Genomic DNA, 25,864 nt, shown 5'->3' with positions numbered 1-25,864 from the left:
TATTTTACATTTGTAGCACTAACACACAACTACACAATGAAAAAAATCATTTTATTTTTTGTTTTTCTGCTCAGTATTGCCGGTAATGCTCAAGTTACTATAAAGCAAAATAAACAAGATAATGACTTAAAATTATCTGCACTTCCTTATTACAGTTTTGGTAAAGGGATTGGAATTACTTCTCCAGACAGTTTATACCAATTAAATATTCGGTTTCGAATGCAAAACAGAGTTACTTATACTGAAAATGAAGGTGAAGATGGCGTTTATGATGGACAAATCAGACGTTTGCGTTTGCGATTTGACGGATATGTGGGTTCACCAAAATTTTTATATGCAGTCCAATTATCATTTGCCCCGGGCGATGTGGGAGAAATTCAAGAAGGAGAAAATATTAATATTATTCGTGATGCGGTTGTTTTTTACAGACCTAATAAACATTGGAATATCAGTTTTGGGCAAACAAAATTACCAGGAAACCGTCAACGTGTAAATTCTTCAGGTGGTCTTCAATTAACGGATCGCTCAATTAATAACGCCAGATTTACAATTGATAGGGATTTTGGTTTCCAAGTTCATAATATGAATGAATTTCAAGATAAATTCTCCTATAATTTCAAAACGGCTGTTTCAACAGGTGAAGGACGTAATATAACAGGAAATGCTGATGCAGGAGTTGCTGTAACCGGAAAAGTGGAGTTATTACCCTTTGGAGCTTTTTCTAGGGACGGGACTTATTTTGAAGGTGATATTGTAAGAGAAAAAAAACCAAAACTACTGCTTTCCGGAGCTTTTCAGCAAAATAATCATGCCAAGAGAACGCAAGGACAATTAGGAAATGATTTGTTTGAGGAGCGAACTATGAAATCAGTGATGCTGGATGCTATGTTGAAATACAACGGATGGGCTGCCATGTCAAGTTACATGTCAAGAACTACTTCCAGGAATGCTGTTACCATTAATCCAGATGACATTACACAATCTAATTATGCTTATGTAGGTAACGGATTTGATCATCAGTTGAGTTATAACTTTCCTTCAAATTATGAGATTATAGGAAGGTATTCTACTCAAAAAGTAGGAGAAGATATTAGGACTTTGGCTCCAAATTCTAAACAATACACTGTTGGTTTAACCAAATATATTTGGGAACATACTTTTAAGCTGCAAAGCGAATTGACTTTTGATACTTTAAATTATTTCGACGGAAGTACTAAGAATAATTGGTATTTACGTTTTCAGGTAGAAATAGGTATTTAAAAAAAAAGCGGTGAAAATAAATCACCGCTTTTTTTATACTATCTGAAAATGAAATTTATATTGCATTTATAATTGCTACAAAATCATCAGCTTTTAATGCAGCACCACCAATAAGACCACCGTCTACATCAGGTTTCGAGAATATTTCTTTTGCATTATCAGGCTTCACGCTTCCTCCATAAAGAATAGATACGTTATCAGCAATATCGCCTCCAAAAGCTTTACGAACAGTTTCTCTAATAAATTCATGCATTTCTTGTGCTTGTTCCGGAGAAGCTGTTTCTCCAGTTCCTATTGCCCAAACTGGCTCATAAGCTAAAACAATATTATCCCAGTCCTTTGCTTCAATATGAAATAATCCATCTCGCAATTGGTTTTCTACCACATTAAAATGATTTTTTGTTTGGCGATCTTTTAATTCTTCTCCAAAACAAAAAATAACTCTCATATCATGTTCCAAAGCTGTATTTACCTTGCTAGCAATCAAAGCATCTGTTTCATGAAATATCGATCTGCGCTCTGAATGTCCTAAAATTACGATATCTACACCAACACTTTTTAACATATCTGCTGAGATTTCACCAGTGAAAGCGCCACCTTCGGCTTGATGAACGTTTTGTGCAGCAACATCAATATTAGTAAACTCTAAATGATCTACAGCAGACGCTAAGTTCACAAAAGTAGGAGCTACAATAACCTGCACAGTAGTGTCTGTTGGTATTTTTGCTATTAGTTCATTTAATAAATCTTCAGTTTGTTCTGCATTTTTATGCATTTTCCAATTTCCTGCAACAATCTTCTTTCTCATTTTCGTTGTGTTATATTTAGTTTTTGGTTTTAATTTTATAATGGTTTGAAAAATAATAGTTAAAATAATTATCTCAAACTTAGTAAGGTTTCATTAATTTTCTCAAAATCTGTTTCAATAGCGCGGTACAATACTATTTTTCCAGTTTTGTCTACGATGATGTATCTTGGAATCCAATCCACATCTACAGCTTTTGCAAATACACCTTTCATTTGGTCATTTGCCATGAAATGTCCACCATTTAATTGATGTTTTTCAATTCCAGCTTTCCATTTATCAGCAGTTTTATCCATTGAAATAAACAAGTAAGCAACATCAGGATGGTTAGCCTGTAATTCTTTTAGTTTAGGCATTGCTTTTACACAATCACCACACCAAGAAGCCCAAACTTCAATTACTAATGTTTTTCCTTTGTACTGTTTCAAAATATCCTTAAAAGCAACTTGACTTCCATCAGTGGCTAAAAGGGTTTCTGATAAAGCTTCTTTTGAGAATTTAGTTTTTTGTGCATTTGATGTGCAAGAGAATGTTGCAAACGCAATTAATAAAGCAAATATTTTTTTCATTTTAGTATTGTTTTTAACAAAGTTAATCAAACAATTTGAATGCGTTATACAGAATAAGAAATTTTGAAAGCATTATCCGAAAATGATAAAGCAATATCGTTATAGTTTAAAAATAATCTAATGATTTTGACTTAGTGATTTTTCGGAATAGAACTTGCCATTCTTTTAAACAAAAAAGCCGTAAAGTTTCCTGTTTCGGACTCTACGACTTTATAGTTTTTATAGTTTATTTAGAATTTTAAATCTGCAATATCATTGTGATGAACTTTTTGTTTTATTGTTCCTTTTTCAATCAAAACAATACTTGGATTGGCTCTTTCGATGGTTTTTACGGTTATGGCATCGCAAAAATAGAAGTCAAATGTTAAACCAAATTGTTTTTTTGCAGCAGCTATTTCTTCGGGTGAAGAGGCTGTCATTGCAATCACTTGATATCCTTTTGCTTTAGCTTCTTGATTCAGTTTTTCTAATTTTGCCATTCCACTGTGATCCGCTTTTGTTAAATCGTAAGCGGTTATCAACATCAATTTTGGTGCTTCTAAAAATTCTTCTTTATAATCAGATCCGTCTTTTTCCATTGTAAAATCATGAATAGGAGGAACGTAACCTTCTGTGATCACTTTGTCTTTTCGGTCAACAAATACAGCGCCTTCAGGAATTGCCATCAAATCTTTTTCGGTAAATTCTTTATCGACACCGCCAACTTTGTAAATAAAGACCATTTCTACCACAGATTTTTCTGCTCCGTCAGGAATTCGCATTCCTTTTTGAATATTGTTTCCTACTTTATAAGGTCTGAAATCGATTATTGGCAAATGGTTTAAAACCCAAACTCCCATTAATGATGACAAAACGATACTGGCGTAAATGACTATGTTTTGTACGTTGTTGCTAAACAACGGTTTTACCAATTTTTGATTGAAAAATAATATCAGAATAAAGAAGAGTAAAACGATATCCTTAGTAAACGATTGCCATGGTGTTAGTTTCAAAGCGTCTCCAAAACAACCACAGTCTTTTACCACATTAAAATAAGCAGAATAAAAAGTTAGAAAAGTAAACAATACAATCAGGATTAGTAAACTCCAAATAGTGAATTTGGTCTTGTAACCAATGAGTAACATAATACCTAGAACTACTTCAAGAATTACTAAAAACAAAGCGATTCCTAATGCAAACGGAACAAAAAATGGCATGTTGAAAACAGGTTCGCTGAAATATTCCGCTAATTTATAAGAGAACCCAATTGGGTCATTCAGCTTGATTAATCCGGAAATAATGAATAGGATTCCAACGAAAATTCTAGAAAATTGAGTAATTATATTTTTCATTTTTAGTTATTGCTTTTATTATTTATTTCCAAAACCCATTAGAATCAACGCAAAAACGGAGTAATTTATCATATCCTGATAATTAGCGTCGATTCCTTCAGAAACTAATGTTTTTCCTTTATTGTCTTCAATTTGTTTGACACGAAGTAGTTTTTGTAAAATTAAATCGGTCAGTGAACTCACACGCATTTCGCGCCAAGCTTCCCCATAATCATGATTTTTATCTTCCATTAAATCTTTGGTGAGTTTGACTTTGGCATCGTATAATTCAGTGGCTTTTACAACGTCTAAATCAGGTTGATCCACTACTCCTAATTCCAATTGAATTAATGCCATGATAGAATAATTGATAATTCCGATGAATTCTCCTGTTTCATCTTCATCAATTTTACGAACTTCATTTTCCTGCAGGCTTCTAATTCTTTGGGCTTTTATGTAGATTTGATCCGTCAATGAAGGCAATCTTAAAATGCGCCAAGCACATCCGTAATCTTTCATTTTGTTGATAAACAGTGCACGACAAGTCGCAATCACCGTATCATATTCCTTTGAAGTATTCTTCATTATTGGTGTATATTTGTCTTGAAATTTTTTCAAAAGTAAAGAATTAAGATTGAAGTACAAAGTACAAAGACTCTTAACCACAAACAGAATATAATGTTTGAATGCAGAATGCAGTGGTTTTGATAATTGTTGTCTGAAACTGAACACTGAACACTGAATACTAAAAAAATGACTATTAACTGCAAAGGATTACTTGTTGACTTATCAACTCCCAAAGTAATGGGGATTTTGAATGTGACACCCAACTCTTTTTTTGATGGTGGAAAGTATAAAAATGAAATAGAAATACTTTCTCAAGTTGAAAAAATGCTCCTTGATGGTGCAACTTTTATAGATATTGGCGCTTATTCCAGTAAACCAAATGCAGAATTTGTCTCGGAACAAGAAGAAATTTCGAGAATTGTTCCAGTTGTAGATTTGATTTTAAAACATTTTCCAGAAACGATAATTTCGATTGACACCTTTAGAAGTGAAGTAGCTAAAGCTTCAATTGAAAGCGGCGCGGCTATCATCAACGATATTGCAGCCGGAAATTTAGACGAAAAAATGTTTGAGATAATTGCAAAATATAATGTTCCTTATATTATGATGCACATGCGAGGAAACCCGCAAACGATGCAAACGCTAACGGAGTATGATGATATTGTAAAAGAAATGTTATTCTATTTTTCGGAGAAAGTGGCTAAGGCTCGAAGTTTTGGGATCAATGATTTAATAATCGATCCGGGCTTTGGCTTTGCCAAAACAATAAATCAAAATTACGAAGTTTTTAAAAAAATGGAATTATTTAACATACTGGAATTACCACTTCTTGTTGGGATTTCCAGAAAATCCATGATTTATAAAACGCTAGAAACCACAATTGAAAATGCGTTAAATGGAACTACGGTTTTGAATACTTTGGCATTGACAAAAGGAGCAAAAATCCTTCGTGTTCATGATGTAAAAGAAACCATGGAATGCATTAAATTATTCAATAAAATCAATTTATAAAGATGAAATATTTTACTCTGATTGTTCTTTTTACTCTGTTTTCTTGTGGAAACAAGGAAGATATTTTACTGCCAAAAGCCAACACTACAATTGTCAAAAGTGTAGATGATCTTTCGCCAATTTATATTTTTTTCAGAACAAAAGGAAAAGATACCTTAGCAGAAGTAAACCGTAAAAACAGTATTATTTCAACCAATTGGATTCTAAGTATTGACAAACGTTTGCCATTACGACTTGCAATTCCGGAAATCATGAAGTTGCAACAAAAGAAGCGGGAAGAAAAAGCACACAAGAATGAAAAGGCCGAAAATTATTATTCCTACGCTGATACGATTGGGAAAAACTTAGCCTTTATTCCTTTTACTAATGTGTATTACAAACTAGAAAAACCAAAGTCAGGAGTTGTTGTATTTTTTACCAAAAATAATGAAGTTTTAGTGGATGATATTATAGTAAAACAAGAAGAGTTGCAAACCTATTTGGATAAAATACCAAATGATAAAGCTGTCCAATATGTTTTTTGCTTTGATAAAAACACAACTTTTGGAAGTTACATTCAAAACAAAATTTTCATTAATAGTTTAAAGTTGCCATCGTTGGAATTTAATGTAAAACAGGAAGAGTTTATTTTTTAATCAAATTAACTGAAAACTGAGACTGATTTCCGAATACTTAATTTTATTGGTGATGATAAGGTTCGTTTCTTAAAATCGTAAAGCCACGATACAACTGTTCGATAAAAAATAATCGTACCATTTGATGCGAAAAAGTCATTAGAGATAACGATATTTTTCCTTGTGCCTTGCTATAGACCGTTTCAGAAAATCCGTAAGGACCGCCAATAACGAAAACTAAAGTCTTCACTCCGGAGTTCATTTTCTTTTGTAATTCTTCTGAAAAACCTACACTGGAAAAGTTTTTTCCGTTTTCGTCCAACAAAATAAGCTGGTCTGTCGGTGTAATTTTTGCCAAAATCAATTCGCCTTCTTTCTCTTTTTGTTGACTTTCAGATAAGTTTTTTACGTTCTTGATATCAGGGATTATATCCAAATCGAACTTGATATAAAAAGACAAACGTTTGGTATAATCGTCTATTAAAGATTGTAAGGCTTTGTTATCGGTTTTACCGATAGCAATTAATTTAATATTCATTTTTGTTGGATTTCAGAGGCTCAAAGATAGAAAAATTAACAGTTTCAATTTGTCTTTTTCTTTGAATGGGATTGTACAAAAAACAAATTTCCTTTTATTCAAGCTGAAAGATTATTTTCAGTTTATTGTTTAAATCAATTATCTCGTTCTGATGAAGTTCGCCTAATTTTCCAATTGCTAATGATCGGTCAATAGTTGCAATTTTGGATAATCGAATCAAAGAAGACATTTTGATACCATTTAAATTAGTAGGTAAAAGTTCAAGATCAGTATTCTCCTTCCATTTTAGTTGTGTAGTTATAAAACTAACTGTAAGATCATAATCCGTTGCTATCAAAATTACAGCCGGATGTAATTTTTTACCTGATAAGTCTGTGAAAGGAAATGGAATCAGAATGATATTGCCTTTTTTCATTAGTATCGTTCTTTCAAATCCGATACTGAATAAATGCTATCTTCTTCATTTAAAAAATTAAAAGCTTCACTCTCAACTACAACTTTTTGAATGTTGTCTGTTAATAATTGTTCTTCGTATTTTTTGATAATAAAATCAGCAAAATCAGCTATTTCCAGCGCTTTATCTTCTGGGAGTTGATTAATGATTTGAATGGTTCGTTCTATTATCGCTTCTCGTATCATTGTGAAATTATTTATTAACAAATTTACAATTTATTTTAAAACGTATTTCTAAATAATTGATTTTCAGTTATTTTTTTTGCTTTTATTTTAAAATTCGTGATTTATTTGACCTCAATGCTATCAATTAGCAATCGAAACGTTTCCTCTTTTTTATTGCCTATCAAGAATGTAATTTCTTCTAAATTAGATCCGTCATAATTAGGCTGATTTAATTTTTGCCCTCGAAAAGCTGGATACAATTCCGTTATTGGAATTTCAATCGTTTGCCAATCTGTGGTAGTTTGAAAAGGAAACACATATGAATGGGAATCAGTTCGATGGGTCTTTACTCTGAATTGATATTGTTTATCGTCTCCTTTAATCCGAATGCAAAAATGTGTAGCATCTTTTAAAATTAGCAGCTCAAAATTATATTTTACGGCGCAAAATCCTCCATTATTTTCTAAAGAAACTTTGCCTTCAAAAGTTCCCTCTCCATTTGGATTCAGATAGAATTTGCTTTCTGACATTCCGCCCATCACAGCATCATTTACAATTTTCCAATTGAGTAAATCACTTTTTAAATTAAAATCAAAAATTAAAAATGGTTTCATAATGTTGGTTTTGAGTTTGTTGTTTCCGAAAATAGGTGAAACGATGTGTTTTATTTCATTTGGCTAAACGAAAAATTGGGTAACTATAAATACTAAAACTGGCATGAACTTATGATGGTTTACGCCAGTTTTATTTTGGGAAATTTTCAACACCTATTTTGGTAACGGAGCACCAACAGCAATATCACAGCGGTGATTCGTTTGTCCGTGTGGTGGATTCATTCCTTCCGCAGTAGGTGTAGTTTCTGCTGGTGCGGTCGTTACTGTATTAGCAGGAACCGCAGTGTTTTGTTGAGAAGTTGCTGGAGCTGTTGCGGCAACAGGAGAATTTAAAGGCGCTCCAACAGCGATATCACAACGATGACCGGGCTGACCATGAGCTGGATTTGCACCAGCGGCAGTGGTTGTTGGCTGTGCAGTTGAATTTTGTGGCTGGATTGCTGTAGCAGCTTCAGTTTTCATTTGTCTGCCAACTTCCGTAAAAGGAACAACGTTTGTTGGAGTGGTATTTTGGGTTTCTGCTTCCTTTTTACAAGAGGTTAAAAGCAGCGAGGTTACAAAAAGTAAACTTAAAAAAGATTTCATAAACAGTGTTTTAATTACTAAATCCAAATATAAGATTTTAAATAGGATTGCACTAAAAAAAAATAGGATTCTAAAGTTTGAATTGAATATCTGCACAATACTGAATTTTTTAATGCGTTGATTATAAAATTCAAGGTTGCAACTGCATACAATTACTCTGCTAAGCAGGGTATATTTTATAGAAGTAGCAGATTCAATTGTATCTTTTTTCTAAAGAACCCGACCTACAAATTTTCAATTCCACAAAATATACATTACTTTAGCATTCTATAAATTTCCTATAAAATGATTAGCGATATACAGTTTAAAAACGAGTTAGACATACTAATACAAAATGCCATTCGGGAGGATGTGGGGCCTGGCGATTACAGTTCATTAGCTTGTATTCCGGCTACAGCAACTGGAAAAGCAAAATTATTGGTCAAAGAAGATGGCATTATTGCCGGCGTAGCTTTTGCTAAAATGGTTTTTGAATATGTAGATCCTAATTTGCAAATTGAAACTTTTATTCAGGACGGAACTCCGGTAAAAAAAGGGGACATCGTATTTCATGTATCAGGAAGTTCGCAATCTATTTTGAAATCAGAACGCGTAGTTTTGAATTCAATGCAAAGAATGTCAGCTATTGCAACTAAAACCAAGGAATATGTTCGTTTATTAGAGGGAACAACTACTAAAATTCTTGACACCCGTAAAACAACTCCAGGTTTTCGAGCATGTGAGAAATGGGCTGTCAAAATTGGCGGTGGCGAAAACCATCGTTTTGCGTTGTATGACATGATAATGCTTAAGGATAACCACAATGATTTTGCGGGTGGAATCACTTTGGCTATAGCCAAAACAAAAGCATATCTTAAAGAAAATAATCTGGATCTAAAAATTATTGTTGAAGCCAGAAATTTGGATGAAATCAAAGAAATTCTGCAGAGCGAGGGTGTTTTCAGGATTTTAATAGACAACTTCAATTTTGAGGATACCAGAAAAGCAGTAGCTTTAATTGGAGATAAATGCCAAACAGAGTCTTCCGGGAATATTAATGAAAACACGATTCGTAATTATGCGGAATGTGGTGTAGATTATATTTCTTCGGGCGCATTGACACATTCCGTTTATAACATGGATTTGAGCTTGAAAGCATTATGAGTAAAGAAATTGAATTGAAACTACGAAGAATTCCAATTGTACGGAATCTTATGTTTGGTTTAAAAAAGATAAAACTTCCTTGGTTAGAAGGCTTGTCTTTGTATGATTTAATGGAAATATATGGCTTAGGAATAGTCGAAAGTGCGCTAACGTACCATGCCAGTGCCATTGCATTTAGTTTTTTTATGGCATTATTTCCTTTTGCACTTTTTATATTAAATCTAATTCCATTTATTCCTATTGTAGGTTTTCAGGAAGATTTTTTGATGTTTGTCAAGGACGGAGTGCCGCCAAATACCTACGATGCTATTTACAAAATCATCAGCGATATTCTGAATAATAGTGATTCCGGACTGTTGTCTTCCGGTTTTATATTGTCTATTTTTCTTATGGCAAATGGATTAAATGGCATTCTTGGAGGCTTTGAAACCTCTCGCCACGTCCTTATAAAAAGGGGTTTTATTCGGCAATATTTAGTCGCATTGGGAATGTCATTATTATTGTCGTTATTGTTATTAGTGACCGTTGCAATAATCGTTGTTTTTGAAGTTTTGATACAGAAAACAGTATTTAGTGACCAGATTCAACTGATTGTTATCGGACGATATGCTTTTGTTATTTTGATGATTTTGATGACTACATCCATACTTTTCAAGTTTGGTACAAAACACGACAAAAACAGAGCTTTCATCTCTATAGGATCCGTTTTTACTACTATTTTGATTATTTTGGACTCGTATTTTTTTGGAATCTGGGTCACAAAATTTTCACAATACAATGAATTATACGGTTCAATAGGAACTTTATTGATCTTGATGTTTTATATTTGGATCAACTGTATGATATTATTGTTGGGTTTTGAATTGAATGCAACAGTAAATAAATTAAAAGCTAAAAAAGAGTAAATTATTAAATCTAAATGGTTTCAAAATTAGAAGCTATTTCCTGCTATTCGTTACAATCTTTTCTTTTTTAAAGAAAAAAAGAAAAGGATTTCCACTACTATCAGGGCTAAATAAAAAAAAATGAGAAATACAATTACGAGTCTGGCATTATTAGTTTCAATGACTTTTTATGCACAATCCAATAGCGTTATTGGGAAATGGAAAACTATCGATGACGAAACTGGAAAAGCTAAATCAATCGTAGAAATCTACGAGCGTTCTGGTAAAATTTATGGAAAAATCGTTGATATCATTGATGTCGAAAAGAAAAAAAGCTTGTGTACGGCATGTTCTGGTGAAGAAAAAAACAAACCGGTTATGGGACTTGTTATCATCAAAGGATTAAAAAAAGATGGTAAAGAGTACAATTCAGGAAAAATTCTAGATCCTACTTCTGGTAAATTATACAAATGCTTTATGGCTTTGGATGGGAATGATAAGCTGAATGTTCGAGGGTATATTGGTGTAGCTTTATTTGGAAGAACCCAAACCTGGAATAGAGTAAAATAATTAAAATAATTAAAATATTAAGAGTTATGAGTTCCAAGTAATACATATACATAACTCAAAACTCATAACTCTTAATTGATAATACATGTATTTTGTAGAAGTAATTTTACCACTTTCCCTAGCCAAAACCTTTACTTATAGTGTTTCCGAAGCTGAGTTTCACTACATCAAAAAAGGGATGCGGGTGGCAGTTCCTTTCGGAAAAAGCAAAATATATACGGCTTTAGTTATTGAAATTCATCAAAACAAACCCACATTATACGAAGCCAAGGAAATTCACCAAATTCTGGACGAATTGCCTATTGTAACAGAAATCCAAATTGCACATTGGCAATGGATTGCTTCCTATTATATGTGTGCCATTGGGGATGTGTATCGTGGTGCTATGCCAAGCGCACTTTTGTTGGAAAGCGAAACCCTTATTTCTCAAAAAACCGATTCGTTTATTGATACCAGCCTTCTTTCTGATGATGAGTTTCTGGTTTATGAAGCCTTGCAGCAGCAAAGTTCATTAAAAGTCCAAGATATTATCGCTATTTTAAACAAGAAAAATATTTTTCCTGTTATCCAAAAACTGGTTGATAAGAATATATTGGTACTTCAGGAGGAAATTCAAGAAAGCTATAAACCTAAGTTAGTTCGATACTTACGTTTACATCCTAAATATGAATCTAATCAAGGCTTGGGTGAGTTATTGGAAACATTGAAAAATGCCAACAAACAAAAGGGAATCGTGATGCGTTACTTTCAATTGTATGCAACTGAAAAGACTCAAGTCGTAGTTAAACCCATAACCGTAAAAAAACTAATTGAGGAAGCTAATTCTTCTGCTGCGATTGTAAAAGCATTAATCGAAAAAGAAATATTCGAGGATTATTTTCTTCAAGAAGACCGAGTAAATTTCAATGGAAAAATTAACGAAGGCGAACTGCGATTAAGTGTGGATCAGCAAACTGCTTTTGAGGAAATTAAACAAAGTTTTACTCAAAAAGAAGTGTGTTTGTTTCATGGCGTAACTTCCAGCGGAAAGACCGAGATTTACATCAAACTCATCGAAGAGTATTTGGTAACCGGGAAACACATCCTTTATTTATTGCCGGAAATTGCTTTGACGACTCAATTAGTGGGGCGTTTAAGAGCGTATTTCGGAAATAAAGTGGCTATTTTTCATTCGAAATACAACAATAATGAGCGCATTGAAGTTTGGAATCAAGTCTTACAAAAATCGGAGAAAGCGCAAGTAGTGATAGGAGCGAGGTCGGCTTTGTTTTTACCATTTCATGATTTGGGATTCATAATTGTAGACGAGGAGCACGAACAAACTTTCAAGCAAGTAGATCCGGCTCCAAGATATCATGCACGAGATGCTGCTATAGTTTTGGCACATTCGCACAAGGCAAAAGTACTTTTAGGTTCAGCTACGCCAAGTATAGAAACGTATTTTAATGCCAAATCAGATAAATTTGGTCTGGTCGAAATTACGAAACGATTTGGAAATGTAATGATGCCCAATATCGAATTGGTGGATTTGAAAGACAAATACTTTCGTAAAAAAATGACCGGACATTTCAGCGATGTTTTAATCGAAGAAATTACAAACGCACTGTCATTAGGAGAACAGGTAATTTTATTTCAAAACCGTAGAGGATATTCACCAGTTGTAGAATGTATCACTTGCGGTCACGTACCACAATGCCAGCAATGTGATGTGAGTTTGACGTATCACAAACATAAAAATCAGTTGCGTTGTCATTATTGTGGGTACACTATGGCAAAACCTACGCATTGTCACGCGTGTTCGAGCGTTGATTTGACTACTAAAGGCTTTGGAACGGAACAAATCGAACAAGAACTGATTTCTATTTTTCCAAATTCAAAAATAGGGAGAATGGATCAGGATACTACCAGAGGAAAATTTGGTTTCGAAAAAATCATTGATAGTTTCAAGAATAGAGAAATGGATATTCTAGTAGGAACTCAAATGCTCGCTAAAGGATTGGATTTTGATAACGTTAGTTTAGTGGGAATCATGAATGCGGATAATATGTTGTACCATCCTGATTTCAGGGCTTTTGAGAGAAGTTTCCAAATGATGACTCAAGTTGCAGGTAGAGCGGGGCGTTCAGAAAAACAAGGAAAAGTAATCATACAAACCTATAATCCGAATCACAATACCATACAACAAGTTACTAATAATAATTATTTGGCAATGTATAATGAACAGTTGTACGACCGTCAAATATATAAATACCCTCCGTATTTCAGAATCATAAAGCTGACTTTGAAACAGCGTGATTATGATAAGTTGAAGGAAGGTTCCATGTGGTTGTACCAAGTGATGAGCCAGAACTTGAATATGCCGGTTTTAGGACCTGAAGAACCGGCAATCAGCAGAATCAGAAATGAATATATCCGTACGATTATCATCAAAATTCCTCAAAATGTATCTATCGGAAACACAAAAAAAACTATTCAGAAAATGCTGAATAGTTTTGAAGCTGTTGCTCAGTACAGAGCTATAAAAGTTACTCTGAATGTAGATTTCTATTGATGAGATATTAAGAAAATGATAATGCCCGAACTAAATCTTCTTTTTTGTGACGGCTCAACGGAATTTTTGTCATTCCAATTTCAGCATATTTACTGTTAAAACGTTCTACTTTATCTATGTTGATAATGTAGGATTTGTGCACTCTTACAAATTTTTCTTTCGACAAATCATTTTCAAAAGATTTCATTGTAGAAAGCACTAAATTGCTGTCTTCCTCAGTTACTACTCTCACATAATCGCCAAATGCCTCAATCCATTTTATTTTTGAAGTGAAAATTTTCAATTTTTTCAAGTTGCTTTTTATGAAAATGTGTTCACCTTCTTCTTCTTTATTCTCTTTTTTAAGCAAATGAAAATCAATAGCTCTTTTTACCGATGCGTTAAATCGATCGATTGCTATTGGTTTTTGAAGGTAATCGGTAGCGTCATAATCAAAAGCTTTCATGGCATATTCAGCCTTGGAAGTGATGAAAATAATTTGCGGTTTTACTTTTAATCCATCCAAGAAATCAAAGCCACTAATTACAGGCATCTCGATATCAAGAAAAATTAAATCCACATTATGAATAGACATGCAACTTCTTGCTTCGATAGCATTAGAAAAATCACCAATTAAGTGTAAATTTTGATGATTATTAACTAACTTAGCGATAATCATTCTTTGGATAGAACTATCATCCACCACGACACAGTTTAGTTTCATAATTTTGTATTTTAGATTTGGCTACGTAAACATACTACTTTTTTATTAAAAAAAAATTAATAGAGCCGATTTTTTTTACCATACATCGAATAAAATGAAATAACTCTTGTTTGCTAAGAATTATTGATTACTTTTGCACCCAAAATAACAAATAAATATATATTTATGAATCATTATGAAACTGTTTTCATTTTAAATCCCGTTTTATCTGAAGTTCAGGTAAAGGAAACAGTAAGCAAATTTGAAGATTTTCTTACTAGTAGAGGAGCAGAAATGGTGTCGAAAGAAGACTGGGGCCTTAAAAAAATGGCTTACGAAATTCAAAACAAAAAAAGTGGTTTTTACCACCTTTTCGAATTCAAAGTAGCTGGAGAAGTTCTTATTGCTTTTGAAACTGAATTTAGACGTGACGAAAGAGTTATGCGTTTCTTGACTGTAAGTCTTGACAAACACGCTATTTCTTGGGCTGAAAGAAGAAGAACTAAATTAAAATCTACAAAAGCTTAATTATCATGGCAACATTACAACAATCGGCTTCAGGAAAAAAAGACGGAGATATCAGATATCTTACGCCTTTGAACATAGAAACAAACAAAACTAAAAAGTATTGTCGTTTCAAAAAATCAGGTATCAAATATATTGATTATAAAGATGCTGATTTCTTATTGAAATTCGTAAATGAGCAAGGAAAAATTCTTCCTCGTCGTTTAACAGGAACTTCATTAAAATACCAAAGAAAAGTTTCAGTTGCTGTGAAAAGAGCACGTCACTTAGCTTTAATGCCATACGTGGCTGATTTACTAAAATAATAATTTAACTCAGTTGTTGGTTTTCTGAAACATGAAACCTAACTTCTATAACAAAGGACAACAACATGGAACTTATATTAAGACAAGACGTTCAAAATTTAGGCTTTAAAGATGATATTGTAACGGTAAAAAACGGTTACGGTCGTAACTTTTTGATCCCACAAGGTCATGCACATTTAGCTACTTCTTCTGCAAAGAAAGTATTAGCTGAAAACCTAAAACAAAGAGCGCACAAAGAAGCTAAAGTGGTAGCAGATGCAAAAGCATTAGCTGAAGCTTTGAAAGCTATTGAAATTAAAATCTTTGCAAAAGCAGGTGGTGAAAAATTATTCGGTTCAATTACCAATATTGATATCGCTGAAGCTTTAGCTAAAGGTGGACAACAAATCGAAAGAAAATTCATCACAAGCGGAATCGTTAAACGTACTGGTAAATATAATGCTAGTGTTCGTTTACACAGAGATGTTATCGTTGAATTAGATTACGAAATTGTTGCTGAAAAAGCATAAATTTTTTAAATTTATATAATTAAATCCCGATGGAAGTCGGGATTTTTTTTGTTTAATCTGAACCTGTTTCAGATTCGTTAATTCATAAATTAAAGAGCATTTTAAATAATTAGATGCTGAAATAAATTCGTCACAAATGAAATACTCAAGATTAACAAAAGAGCAATTTGAGGAATTGAACCAAGAATTCAGTACTTTTTTAGCAACTCAAGCGATTGATAAAGCAGAGTGGGATAAAATAAAAGCTGAAAAACCAGAAGTTGCCGAACAAGAATTAGATGTGTTTTCAGATTTGATTTGGGAAGGTGTACTTTCGAAAGCAACTTATTTAGAACATTTTTCTAAAAACCATATTTTCCTTTTTCATTGTTTTGACACTTATGTTCAATCGATAGTTTTAAAATCGTTAGTTCCTGAAGTTGATTTTTTAACAAAGGACGGATTGCAATGGCTTAGTGATAATATGTTTACGGATACTATTGAAATGAAAGTTGGGAAAAAAGAGTTTACCGAAGAGCGTAATGCTTCGATTTTTGAATTGATACAACAAGGTTCGTTTTTAAGCGACGGCCTTTTATACCAGCAAATAAATACTATTATAGCGTCATAATTGTATTGCTATTTATTTTTAATTGGTTATTTTAGTACACTTTTTCAAAACTAAAATAGCCAATTTTTATTTTCTATGGATATTCAAAATACGATTCAAAAACTAAGGGAAGAATTAAATCAACACAACTATAATTATTATGTGTTAGATACACCCACAATTTCTGATTTTGAATTTGATTTAAAATTAAAAGAACTTCAGGATTTAGAAAATAAATACCCGGAATACTTTGACGAAAATTCCCCTTCTCAAAGAGTAGGAGGTGCAATTACCAAAAATTTCCAAACTGTACCGCATGAATACCGAATGTATTCTCTTGATAATTCCTATTCCAAAGAAGAATTAATCGATTGGGAAAAACGCATTCAGAAAGTTCTAGGCGATGTTCCATTAGAATATACTTGTGAATTAAAATATGATGGAGCTTCTATCAGTATTACCTATGAAAACGGAAAACTAAAGCGTGCTGTTACGCGAGGAGATGGTTTTCAAGGTGATGATGTTACGAACAATATCAAAACTATAAAATCAATTCCTTTAGAGTTGAAAGGAAATTTTCCTTCTAAATTTGATGTTCGAGGTGAAATCATTTTGCCTTTTGCAGGTTTTGAAAAAATGAATCAGGAATTAATTGAAATTGGAGAAACGCCTTATTCGAATCCCAGAAATACAGCTTCAGGAAGTTTGAAATTACAAGATAGCGCTGAAGTGGCAAAACGACCGCTAGATTGCTTGTTGTATTTTTTAATTGGAAATAATCTGCCTTTTAAATCTCAATTTGAAGGCTTGGAAACTGCTAGACAATGGGGTTTTAAAGCACCTAAAGAAGCAAAACTGGCGCACAACTTAGAAGAAGTTTTTCAATACATCGATTATTGGGATACGCATAGGCACAATCTTCCTTATGAAACGGATGGTGTCGTGGTAAAAGTAAATTCTTTTCATTATCAGGATGAGTTGGGCTTTACTGCTAAATCGCCTCGTTGGGCAATTGCCTACAAGTTCAAATCAGAACAGGTTTCTACAAAATTAAATTCTATTTCATACCAAGTTGGACGAACGGGTTCTATAACTCCTGTGGCTAACTTAGAGCCGGTGCAATTAGCCGGAACTATTGTAAAACGTGCTTCTTTGCACAATGCAGATCAAATTGAGAAACTCGATATTCGGGTTGGTGATACTGTTTTTGTAGAAAAAGGAGGAGAGATAATCCCTAAGATTATCGCTGTTGATTTAAGCAAACGTCCAGAAAATACAGAGCCAACAAAATACATTAATCACTGTCCGGAATGCAATACAGAATTGATAAGAGGAGAAGGGGAAGCGAACCATTATTGTCCTAATTTTTATGGTTGTCCTCCACAGATTATCGGGAGAATCCAGCATTTTATTTCAAGAAAAGCAATGGATATTGAAGGTCTTGGAGGCGAAACAGTAGCTTTGCTTTTTAATAACGGTTTGGTTCATAATTATGCTGATTTATATGAATTAAAAGTAGACCAAATTCTTCCTTTGGAGCGAATGGCTCAAAAATCTGCTGAAAATTTAGTAAACGGTGTCGCTAATTCGAAAAATATTCCTTTTGAACGCGTTCTGTTTGCACTTGGAATCAGATTTGTAGGGGAAACAGTTGCTAAAAAACTAGCCAAACATTATAAAAGTATTGATGCATTGAGTCAGGCTACATTGATGGATTTAATTTTAGTGGACGAAATTGGAGAAAGAATTGCGCAAAGCGTTCTTGATTTTTTTGAAAATCAGGAAAATCGAACTATTATTAAGAGACTTAAAGAACATGGAATACAATTTGAAATTATTGAAAAAATAAATCCAAATGCAACCAATAAACTTTCCGGAAAAACCTTTGTAGTTTCAGGAGTATTTGAGAAATTTTCAAGAGATGATTTGAAAAAAGCAATTGAAGATAATGGGGGAAAAGTAGGGAGTTCTATTTCGGCAAAAACGGATTATCTTATAGCGGGCGATAATATGGGACCTGCTAAATTAGAAAAAGCCAATAAACTCAATATTTCCATAATCTCTGAAGATGATTTTATGAATTTAATAAATCAAACGGATGCAGCTACTGACTAAAAAGTATAATTTCATACAAGAAAATACAATAGTATGTTTTTTGTTTTCTTTTGCAATTGTAGAAGTTCTAGCAGAATTGTTTTCATTTAAAATGATTTTGTTTGCATTTAGACCCTTAGTTGCCGCACTGCTAATCTATCTTTATTGGATTACCTCCAAGGAACGAAATGTGTTATTTTTTATAACTACTTTTTTTTTGTTGCTTACCAGTATTTTTATTATTCCGGAATCACAATTTTTTTTAATGTTGGGGTTAGCCGGAATTATAATTCATAGAACATTACTAATTGTTTACATTATAAAGTTAAATAAGGTCAAAGATTTTATACCAATACTAATAGCAATAATTCCTTTTATATTTATTTTTTCATATTTGCTTTCTATTTCGGACGAAATACCTGTGGGAAGTTATTATCCCTTAATGATTCAAAATATTTTAGTGTCTGTTCTTGGAGGAGTTATCTTGGCGAATTATTTTATGAATGAAACTGCAAATACACCTTGGCTATCTATTTTTGGGGTACTATCTACAGCATTGTATTTTACAGTTTTTATCGAGAAATGTTTTTTATATAATTTGCCGACAACCTACTTTAGGCCATTAGGAATGGTTTTGTATGTAACGAGTTATTACTCTTTTTATAAATTCGTAATTGATACTGAAAGGTTGAATGTCAATGAAAAGGAAAGTATCGAACAAATTAGCTAATTTTTTTTCAGCATAAAAAAAATCGATTATAGTTAAACTATAATCGATTTTCCTTCAAAAGCTTTAGCTTTATTATTGTCAACATAAAAATCTATTCTTCCTAAGTTAATACCGTAGCAACCCACTTGATTTACTAAAACCTCTTTGCCTACAAGATTTTTTGTGACAGTTGGTTTGTCTAAGAACGTGTGCGTATGACCACCTATAATCAAATCTATATCTTGAGTCAGTTCGGCTAGTTTTAAGTCACAAATTTTAGTAGGCTCGTCTCTGTATTTGTACCCTAAATGCGACAGACAAATAACGATATCACATTGCTGCTCTTTCTTTAAAATTCGGACCATATCTTGAGCCGTTTCAACAGGATCATTGTACACGGTTTCCTTGTACATTCCTTTGTCAACCAATCCTGCAAGCTCTATTCCAAGCCCAAAAACACCAACTTTTATTCCGTTTTTATGGAATATTTTATACGGTTTTACAAAACCATCCATTACGGTATTTTTAAAATCGTAATTGGCGGAAATAAACTCAAATTTAGCGTGCGGCATTTGTGCATGCAAACCTTCAACACCGTTATCAAAATCATGATTTCCTATTGTAGAAGCATCATATTGCATCATACTCATCAATTTGAATTCTAATTCTCCACCGTAATAATTAAAATAAGGCGTTCCCTGAAAAATATCACCGGCATCCAACAGTAATACGTTTGGATTTTCTTTCCGAATCGTTTCAATTAAGGCTGCTCTTCTTGCCACACCACCCATATTTGCATTTCTGGGATGATCCGCTGGAAAAGGATCAATATAACTGTGTACATCATTCGTATGTAAAACAGTCAATTGTCTGGTCTTTGATGACTCAAAACTGCTCAATGACACACCTAAACCTATTAATGCTGAACCAGCAGCTGTTTTCTCTATAAATTCTCTTCTCTTCATTTTATATTTTTTTGGAGCTATTTCCCGCTTTTCGTTGCAATCTTTTTTATCGTTAAAAAACGATAAAAAGGATTTTCACTTCAATCAGGGCTAGGGCTTTCCGTTTTCTAAAACTATTTTGTTCTCTAAATTCGAATTACTTATTCAACCGTAATTCTAACATCTTTTATCACAGGAATGGTATCCACTTCTTTAAAATAATCAATAAGGATATTTCGTAGTTTGTATTCTAAATCAAATTTCTGAACTCCTTTTTTGAAGAAATTCATATTATCTCCACCATTAGACAAATAATCATTAGTTCCCACATAATAAATGATCTCTTTTTGAACAGGTTTCCCTTGAACTAAAATATTTTTGGCAACATTATTTTTATCAATAGTAAAGGTTACACCTGATAATGGATGTGGTTTTTTTTCTGCGATAAAAAAGTCGACCATTTCAAAAATTTGTTCTCCTTTTAAAGCGATTACTACTAAGCTGTTTTCAAAAGGCATGATTTCAAAAGCGGTTCTGGCTGTTACATTCCCTTTTGGAAGTATAGAACGAATTCCGCCGCTATTGAGCAAACAAATATCAATATTCTTTTTTTCTCTGGCCTGGAATACAAGATTCCCTCTCATTAAGGTAACATCAGCCATCAAATTACCAATTGTAGTTTGCCATTTACCCGTGCTTTTATCTAATGTTTCAGGACAATACGCCAGAACGCTATCTAAATCTTTGTTGATATGTTCCCGATACGGTTTTATGAAATTTTCAATTGCAGGAACTTGATTTTCCTTTTCAGTAATAGGAATCCGTTTACCTTCAATTTTAGTAACGTAGTAATTTTGTTTGCTGCAAGAGGCAACAAATAAAAATGTTAAGAATATAACAAAAAGTTTAGAAACGTCGTTATACTTTTTTAGATTTACCATTTTAAATGCGACTTAATTAATTAATTTTGTAATCAAGTAAAAGTACTATGTTTTTAAATTATATAAAGAATTTTTTTCTAAAAAAAACATTAAAAAACAGCTTACAAAATTTGAAAAATAATGTCACTGCTGATTCGGTTAAATCAATTGGTTTAGTGGTTGATGCCTCTGATTTTAATAATACAAAATCGCTGATTAAAGAATTATTATCGTGGGGAATTCTTCCGGAAAATATAAAAACGATTGTTTATTACGAGAAATTAAAAAAAAGTGACGGAGAAATTCACCCTACATTTAGTGACAAACATCTCAATTGGAACGGAGAATTTTCTTCAGCTGATGTAAATGATTTTGTTAATGAAAAATTCGATTTGTTAATCAGTTATTACGATTTAGAAAAAGCAATTCTAATGCAAATTACTAATAATTCAAAAGCACATTTCAAAGTAGGTTTTTCATCCATAGACAAAAGATTAAATCATTTCATGATTAAAACTGAGGTCAATAATTACAGTATTTTTACAAGTGAGTTATTCAAATATTTAAAATTATTAAACAAAATATAAATATAATATGCAATCATTAATAGGAACTGGTGTTGCTCTTGTAACCCCTTTTAAACAAGATTTTTCAGTTGACACCGAGGCATTAAAAAGTATCGTAAATTTTTCTGTCGATGGAGGAATTGAATATCTGGTAGTTTTAGGTACCACTGCAGAAAATGCAACTTTGTCTCCAGAGGAAAAAGAATTGGTTATCCGTACCGTAATAGAGGCTAATAATGGTGCGTTACCATTAGTGTTGGGAGTTGGAGGTAATAATACATTAAAAGTTGTTGAAGAGTTAAAGACTAGAGATTTATCAGCGTTTGCGGCGGTACTTTCTGTTTCACCATATTATAACAAACCTACACAGGAAGGGATTTACCAACATTTTAAAGCAGTTGCTGAAGCTTCTCCAATTCCGGTAATACTATATAATGTACCAGGAAGAACGGCGAGTAACATGTTGCCATCAACAGTTATTAGATTGGCTAATGATTTTGAAAATGTTGTAGCTATAAAAGAAGCGGCAGGAGATCTTGTTCAAGCGATGCAATTATTGAAAAATAAACCTAAAGATTTTCTGGTGATTTCCGGCGATGACTTGATTGCATTGCCAATGGTTTTAGCAGGTGGAGCAGGCGTAATTTCAGTTATTGGGCAAGGTTTTCCAAAAGAATTTTCTGAAATGATCCGTTTAGGGTTAAACAGAAAAGTGGATGAAGCTTTCAAAACGCAATACCTTTTAGCGGATTGTATTGATATGATTTTTGAGCAGGGAAATCCAGCCGGAATCAAACAAGTGTTTCTATCACTGGTAATTTCAGAAAATACTGTGCGTTTGCCATTGGTAAAAGTAGATGATTCTCTGGCTACCAGGATTGATGAGTTTGTCAAAAAAATCAATAAGCAAGGGTAAAGAAAGGGTCTTTTTTTAAACCAAAAATATATTTTGAAGTCGCTAAATTAATAACTAAATTTGCCACCGAAACTTCGGTATGATTTTATAGGTTGTTTCAACCAAGAAATCATAAAAAAAGTAAAAAAATGAAAAAAATATTATCTCTATTGCTTCTTTTAGTTGTGTTCAGTTCTTGTAACGAATACCAAAAAGCATTAAAAACCGAAGATGTTGCTGTTAAATTTGAGATGGCAACTAAATTATACGATTCTGGGAAATATGCAAAAGCGATTCGTATTTTTGAACAGATTGCTCCTGCTTATAGAGGGAAACCTCAAGCGGAAAAATTGTTCTACATGTTTGCTCAATCGTATTACAAAACAAAACAATATTATTTAGCTGGATACCAGTTTGAAAGTTTTGTTTCCAGTTATCCTAAAAGTGAAAAATTGCAGGAATCGGCATATTTGGGTGCTAAAAGTTACTCAATGTTGTCACCGGTTTATAGTTTAGATCAAACTGATACTACAAAAGCGTTAGATAAATTACAATCATTTATTGACAGTTATCCAAACTCGGAATATTTAACAGAAGCCAATGCTGCAGTTAATGTATTGAGTGAAAAAATTGAGAAAAAAGTATTTGAAAATGCAAAAGGATATAATACCATATCTGATTTCAAATCAGCTATTGTTGCTTTAGATAATTTTGTTGCTGATTATCCTGGAACTCCATACAAAGAAGATGCTTTGTTTTATAAATTAGATTCAGCCTATCAATTGGCCATCAATAGTGTTCCTGCAAAAATGGAAGAGCGATTAAATGTTGCCAAAGTTGCTCAATCAAATTTGATAAAATTTAATGCGGAAACTAAATACAAAAAAGTAGCTGACGAAATGTTAGCTCGAATAGATAAAGATTTACAAAAATTTACTAAATAAATAAAGTCATGGATTTAAAAAAGACGAATGCTCCAGTAAATACAATAACATACAATAAAAATGTTATTGAAGAACCTACTGGTAATGTGTATGAAGCGATAACCATTATGGCTAAAAGAGCAAACCAAATCAATTCTGAAATTAAAAAAGAATTGACAGAGAAATTGGAAGAATTTGCTACATATAATGACAGTCTTGAAGAAGTTTTTGAAAACAAAGAGCAAATTGAGGTTTCAAAATTTTACGAAAAATTGCCTAAGCCACACGCTTTAGCAGTTCAAGAATGGTTAGACGGTAAAATCTACCACAGAGATTCAAATAAATAATAGGTTCTATGTCAGTTTTAAGCGGTAAGAAAATTTTACTAGGAATTTCTGGTGGAATTGCAGCCTATAAAACAGCCTCATTAGTACGACTTTTCATAAAAGCAGGTGCACATGTCCAAGTGATAATGACACCTGCTTCTAAGGATTTTGTAACTCCTCTTACGTTATCTACGTTATCTAAAAATCCTGTACACTCCAGTTTTTACAATCAAGACGATGAGAATGAAAAATGGAATAATCATGTTGAATTAGCGCTTTGGGCTGATTTGATGGTTATTGCTCCCGCAACAGCAAATACTCTGTCTAAAATGACAAATGGTACTTGCGACAATCTTTTGATAGCAGCATATTTATCGGCAAAATGTCCGGTATATTTCGCGCCGGCAATGGATTTAGACATGTACAAACATCCGTCAACGATAGCTAATTTTTCCTTTCTTACACAATTTGGGAATACAATCATTCCAGCCGAAAGCGGTGAACTGGCAAGCGGATTATCCGGTGAAGGCAGAATGGCTGAACCTGAAAATATAGTGGCTTTTATTGAAGATGATTTAAACAGTAAATTGCCGCTTAAAGGAAAAAAAATATTAATCACAGCAGGTCCTACCTACGAAGCAATAGATCCGGTGCGTTTTATAGGAAATCATTCTTCTGGAAAAATGGGTTTTGATATCGCGATTAGTGCAGCAAATCTGGGAGCTTCGGTGATTTTGGTTTCCGGACCTACAAATTGTAAGGTTTCAAATCCATTGATTAATGTTATTCCTGTAGTTTCTGCAGAAGAAATGTATATTGCTTGTCATCAATTTTATGGCGATACAGATGTAGCTATTGCTGCTGCAGCCGTTGCAGATTACAAGCCTAAAAACGTTTCGGCACAAAAAATAAAGAAAGCTGCTGATAATTTTGTAATAGAACTCGAAAAAACGAAAGATATTTTGGCTTCATTGGGAGTTCAAAAGAAAAACCAGTTTCTTATTGGTTTTGCTTTGGAAACAGAAAATGAAATTGAAAATGCAAAGCTAAAAATTCAGAAAAAAAACTTAGATTTGATAGTTTTAAATTCGCTGCAAGATCAAGGCGCTGGTTTTGGTAAACCAACCAATAAGGTTACTTTTATTGATAAATTTTTCCATATTGAACCTATGGAATTAAAATCGAAAGAAGCTGTTGCAGATGATATCCTAAACAAAGTAATGACACATTTTGGGATTCAGCGATAATAATTGTAATCGCATTCTCAAATAGTTGTATTTATACAAAACCGATAAAATAGAAATCTACAGATGAATAGAATACTTACTTTTTTGCTGCTTTTTATTTTTGGTTTTGCCCAAGCGCAACAATTAAATTGTGTCGTGACCGTAGATTCGCAAAGATTGAGCGCCACAAATCAGCAAGTTTTTAAAACATTAGAAACCTCAATAAGCGAGTTTTTAAATAAAACAGATTGGACAGGTCAGGCACTTAAACAAAGTGAAAAGATTAATTGTTCCATGTATATCACTGTTTCTTCAAATAGTTCGGATCAATTTACAGCCACAATCCAAGTACAATCTTCCAGGCCGGTTTTTAATTCGTCATATGCGTCACCGGTATTAAATTATAATGACAAAGATTTTAATTTCAGATACATAGAATTTGAAAATTTGATTTTTAATCCAACTACGTTCGATTCTAATTTAGTTTCTGTTCTTGCGTTTTACAGTTATATGATTTTAGCAATGGATGCAGACACATTTGTTGCTGAGTCCGGAACGCCAAATTTTGAAATCGCTCAAAATATTGCGAACGTTGCGCAGCAAGGAGGATCAAAAGGATGGAGTCAAGCTGATGGAAATCAAAATCGCTATTTTTTGATAAATGATATTTTATCTCCTACATTCAAACAAGTCAGACAAACCATGTTTGATTACCATACTGGATTAGACTTGATGAGTCAGGATTTGAAAGCTTCGAAAGAAAAAATAAAAGGATCTTTGGTTAATTTGGCGAAATTAAATCTAACCAGACCTAATGCCTTTTTGACACGTGTTTTTTTTGATGCTAAATCAGACGAAATAGTCTCTATTTTTTCTGGTGGTCCAAGTATCACTATCTCAGATTTAGTCGATAATCTGAATAAAATTTCTCCTTTGAACTCAAGTAAATGGGTTTCTATTAAATATTAATTGGTCTTCAATTTTAGTTTAATTTAAATTCTTCCAAAAAAAT

31 protein-coding genes are annotated in these 25,864 nt (G+C 32.9%); 19 read left to right on the top strand and 12 right to left on the bottom strand.

The window, feature by feature from the left end; genetic code table 11:
• Nucleotides 1-36 precede the first annotated feature (36 nt).
• Nucleotides 37-1,260, top strand: coding sequence for a porin (locus DR980_RS07215; RefSeq protein ID WP_113634553.1), 1,224 nt, complete (start codon nt 37-39; stop codon nt 1,258-1,260).
• 55 nt (nt 1,261-1,315) lie between these two features.
• Here the strand turns inward: DR980_RS07215 and tpiA are convergent, their stop codons facing one another.
• The 4 genes from tpiA to DR980_RS07195 all read right to left on the bottom strand — a co-directional run bounded on the left by tpiA (nt 1,316) and on the right by DR980_RS07195 (nt 4,529).
• Nucleotides 1,316-2,068 (bottom strand): triose-phosphate isomerase, encoded by a 753-nt coding sequence (gene tpiA / locus DR980_RS07210; RefSeq protein ID WP_113634552.1) that lies wholly within the window; start codon nt 2,066-2,068, stop codon nt 1,316-1,318.
• A gap of 68 nt (nt 2,069-2,136) precedes the next feature.
• Complete coding sequence (locus tag DR980_RS07205; RefSeq protein ID WP_113634551.1) at nt 2,137-2,634, bottom strand: TlpA family protein disulfide reductase; 498 nt, start codon at nt 2,632-2,634, stop codon at nt 2,137-2,139.
• Between the two features lie 230 nt (nt 2,635-2,864).
• Nucleotides 2,865-3,965, bottom strand: coding sequence for a BT_3928 family protein (locus tag DR980_RS07200; protein WP_113634550.1), 1,101 nt, complete (start codon nt 3,963-3,965; stop codon nt 2,865-2,867).
• 18 nt (nt 3,966-3,983) lie between these two features.
• Entirely contained in the window at nt 3,984-4,529 is a 546-nt protein-coding gene (locus DR980_RS07195; RefSeq protein ID WP_113634628.1) for a DUF1599 domain-containing protein, read from the bottom strand.
• A gap of 168 nt (nt 4,530-4,697) precedes the next feature.
• Here DR980_RS07195 and folP point away from each other — a divergent pair, with 168 nt between their 5' ends.
• On the top strand, nt 4,698-5,522 hold the full coding sequence (gene folP, locus DR980_RS07190; protein ID WP_113634549.1) for a dihydropteroate synthase: 825 nt from the start codon (nt 4,698-4,700) through the stop codon (nt 5,520-5,522).
• Between the two features lie 2 nt (nt 5,523-5,524).
• Entirely contained in the window at nt 5,525-6,157 is a 633-nt protein-coding gene (locus DR980_RS07185; RefSeq protein ID WP_113634548.1) for a hypothetical protein, read from the top strand.
• Nucleotides 6,158-6,200: 43 nt separating this feature from the next.
• On the opposite strand, the gene rlmH is transcribed toward DR980_RS07185, so the two are convergent.
• From rlmH to DR980_RS07160, 5 genes are all read right to left on the bottom strand, one after another.
• A complete protein-coding gene (gene rlmH / locus DR980_RS07180) occupies nt 6,201-6,674 on the bottom strand; it encodes a 23S rRNA (pseudouridine(1915)-N(3))-methyltransferase RlmH (protein ID WP_113634547.1) in 474 nt (157 codons plus the stop codon).
• Between the two features lie 94 nt (nt 6,675-6,768).
• On the bottom strand, nt 6,769-7,089 hold the full coding sequence (locus DR980_RS07175; protein WP_113634546.1) for a type II toxin-antitoxin system PemK/MazF family toxin: 321 nt from the start codon (nt 7,087-7,089) through the stop codon (nt 6,769-6,771).
• Nucleotides 7,089-7,313: a hypothetical protein gene (locus DR980_RS07170; RefSeq protein WP_113634545.1), complete on the bottom strand. Its 225-nt coding sequence runs from the start codon at nt 7,311-7,313 to the stop codon at nt 7,089-7,091. The genes DR980_RS07175 and DR980_RS07170 overlap by 1 nt, the downstream gene beginning before the upstream one ends.
• Before the next feature lie 101 nt (nt 7,314-7,414).
• On the bottom strand, nt 7,415-7,906 hold the full coding sequence (locus DR980_RS07165; protein WP_113634544.1) for a CIA30 family protein: 492 nt from the start codon (nt 7,904-7,906) through the stop codon (nt 7,415-7,417).
• Nucleotides 7,907-8,059: 153 nt separating this feature from the next.
• The gene (locus DR980_RS07160) at nt 8,060-8,491 is read right to left on the bottom strand and encodes a hypothetical protein (RefSeq protein WP_113634543.1); all 432 of its coding nucleotides are present in this window, start codon (nt 8,489-8,491) and stop codon (nt 8,060-8,062) included.
• Nucleotides 8,492-8,776: 285 nt separating this feature from the next.
• Here DR980_RS07160 and nadC point away from each other — a divergent pair, with 285 nt between their 5' ends.
• The 4 genes from nadC to priA all read left to right on the top strand — a co-directional run bounded on the left by nadC (nt 8,777) and on the right by priA (nt 13,639).
• The gene (gene nadC, locus DR980_RS07155; RefSeq protein ID WP_113634542.1) at nt 8,777-9,634 is read left to right on the top strand and encodes a carboxylating nicotinate-nucleotide diphosphorylase; all 858 of its coding nucleotides are present in this window, start codon (nt 8,777-8,779) and stop codon (nt 9,632-9,634) included.
• Nucleotides 9,631-10,539 (top strand): YihY/virulence factor BrkB family protein, encoded by a 909-nt coding sequence (locus DR980_RS07150; protein WP_113634541.1) that lies wholly within the window; start codon nt 9,631-9,633, stop codon nt 10,537-10,539. Before nadC ends, DR980_RS07150 begins: the two co-directional genes overlap by 4 nt.
• 120 nt (nt 10,540-10,659) lie before the next feature.
• Nucleotides 10,660-11,088, top strand: a complete 429-nt coding sequence (locus DR980_RS07145; RefSeq protein WP_113634540.1) for a DUF2147 domain-containing protein — start codon at nt 10,660-10,662, stop codon at nt 11,086-11,088.
• Nucleotides 11,089-11,173: 85 nt separating this feature from the next.
• A complete protein-coding gene (gene priA / locus DR980_RS07140; protein WP_113634539.1) occupies nt 11,174-13,639 on the top strand; it encodes a replication restart helicase PriA in 2,466 nt (821 codons plus the stop codon).
• A 7-nt stretch (nt 13,640-13,646) separates the two neighbouring features.
• Here priA and DR980_RS07135 read toward each other — a convergent pair whose 3' ends face one another.
• Complete coding sequence (locus DR980_RS07135; RefSeq protein WP_113634538.1) at nt 13,647-14,342, bottom strand: LytR/AlgR family response regulator transcription factor; 696 nt, start codon at nt 14,340-14,342, stop codon at nt 13,647-13,649.
• Between the two features lie 165 nt (nt 14,343-14,507).
• Here DR980_RS07135 and rpsF point away from each other — a divergent pair, with 165 nt between their 5' ends.
• The 6 genes from rpsF to DR980_RS16325 all read left to right on the top strand — a co-directional run bounded on the left by rpsF (nt 14,508) and on the right by DR980_RS16325 (nt 19,073).
• A complete protein-coding gene (rpsF, locus tag DR980_RS07130; RefSeq protein ID WP_035671622.1) occupies nt 14,508-14,849 on the top strand; it encodes a 30S ribosomal protein S6 in 342 nt (113 codons plus the stop codon).
• 5 nt (nt 14,850-14,854) lie between these two features.
• Nucleotides 14,855-15,151: a 30S ribosomal protein S18 gene (gene rpsR, locus DR980_RS07125; RefSeq protein ID WP_007138295.1), complete on the top strand. Its 297-nt coding sequence runs from the start codon at nt 14,855-14,857 to the stop codon at nt 15,149-15,151.
• Nucleotides 15,152-15,216: 65 nt separating this feature from the next.
• Nucleotides 15,217-15,660 carry a 50S ribosomal protein L9 gene (gene rplI / locus DR980_RS07120; RefSeq protein ID WP_113634537.1) on the top strand — a complete coding sequence of 148 codons (444 nt, stop codon included), beginning with the start codon at nt 15,217-15,219 and terminating at the stop codon, nt 15,658-15,660.
• 136 nt (nt 15,661-15,796) lie between these two features.
• A complete protein-coding gene (locus DR980_RS07115) occupies nt 15,797-16,270 on the top strand; it encodes a DUF6495 family protein (protein WP_113634536.1) in 474 nt (157 codons plus the stop codon).
• Between the two features lie 75 nt (nt 16,271-16,345).
• Nucleotides 16,346-18,364, top strand: a complete 2,019-nt coding sequence (gene ligA / locus DR980_RS07110; RefSeq protein WP_113634535.1) for an NAD-dependent DNA ligase LigA — start codon at nt 16,346-16,348, stop codon at nt 18,362-18,364.
• Between the two features lie 421 nt (nt 18,365-18,785).
• Nucleotides 18,786-19,073 (top strand): hypothetical protein, encoded by a 288-nt coding sequence (locus DR980_RS16325; protein ID WP_167400543.1) that lies wholly within the window; start codon nt 18,786-18,788, stop codon nt 19,071-19,073.
• A gap of 32 nt (nt 19,074-19,105) precedes the next feature.
• Here the strand turns inward: DR980_RS16325 and DR980_RS07100 are convergent, their stop codons facing one another.
• Both DR980_RS07100 and DR980_RS07095 read right to left on the bottom strand, forming a co-directional pair.
• On the bottom strand, nt 19,106-20,017 hold the full coding sequence (locus tag DR980_RS07100) for a bifunctional metallophosphatase/5'-nucleotidase (RefSeq protein ID WP_113634533.1): 912 nt from the start codon (nt 20,015-20,017) through the stop codon (nt 19,106-19,108).
• A gap of 140 nt (nt 20,018-20,157) precedes the next feature.
• Nucleotides 20,158-20,937, bottom strand: a complete 780-nt coding sequence (locus DR980_RS07095; RefSeq protein WP_113634532.1) for a 5'-nucleotidase C-terminal domain-containing protein — start codon at nt 20,935-20,937, stop codon at nt 20,158-20,160.
• A 47-nt stretch (nt 20,938-20,984) separates the two neighbouring features.
• Between DR980_RS07095 and DR980_RS07090 the strand changes: the two genes are divergently transcribed.
• From DR980_RS07090 to porD, 6 genes are all read left to right on the top strand, one after another.
• Nucleotides 20,985-21,503, top strand: a complete 519-nt coding sequence (locus DR980_RS07090) for a DUF6913 domain-containing protein (protein WP_113634531.1) — start codon at nt 20,985-20,987, stop codon at nt 21,501-21,503.
• Between the two features lie 7 nt (nt 21,504-21,510).
• Nucleotides 21,511-22,398 carry a 4-hydroxy-tetrahydrodipicolinate synthase gene (gene dapA / locus DR980_RS07085; RefSeq protein WP_113634530.1) on the top strand — a complete coding sequence of 296 codons (888 nt, stop codon included), beginning with the start codon at nt 21,511-21,513 and terminating at the stop codon, nt 22,396-22,398.
• Between the two features lie 128 nt (nt 22,399-22,526).
• On the top strand, nt 22,527-23,321 hold the full coding sequence (locus DR980_RS07080) for an outer membrane protein assembly factor BamD (RefSeq protein ID WP_113634626.1): 795 nt from the start codon (nt 22,527-22,529) through the stop codon (nt 23,319-23,321).
• Nucleotides 23,322-23,329: 8 nt separating this feature from the next.
• Nucleotides 23,330-23,647, top strand: coding sequence for a DNA-directed RNA polymerase subunit omega (locus DR980_RS07075; RefSeq protein WP_035671643.1), 318 nt, complete (start codon nt 23,330-23,332; stop codon nt 23,645-23,647).
• 8 nt (nt 23,648-23,655) lie between these two features.
• A complete protein-coding gene (coaBC, locus tag DR980_RS07070; protein ID WP_113634529.1) occupies nt 23,656-24,873 on the top strand; it encodes a bifunctional phosphopantothenoylcysteine decarboxylase/phosphopantothenate--cysteine ligase CoaBC in 1,218 nt (405 codons plus the stop codon).
• A 63-nt stretch (nt 24,874-24,936) separates the two neighbouring features.
• On the top strand, nt 24,937-25,821 hold the full coding sequence (gene porD, locus DR980_RS07065; protein WP_113634528.1) for a type IX secretion system protein PorD: 885 nt from the start codon (nt 24,937-24,939) through the stop codon (nt 25,819-25,821).
• The last annotated feature ends 43 nt before the right edge of the window (nt 25,822-25,864 follow it).

The organism is Flavobacterium psychrolimnae (genome assembly GCF_003312425.1).
In the GTDB taxonomy this organism is placed as follows: domain Bacteria; phylum Bacteroidota; class Bacteroidia; order Flavobacteriales; family Flavobacteriaceae; genus Flavobacterium; species Flavobacterium psychrolimnae.
This window is presented reverse-complemented; position numbering and strand designations above follow the sequence as displayed.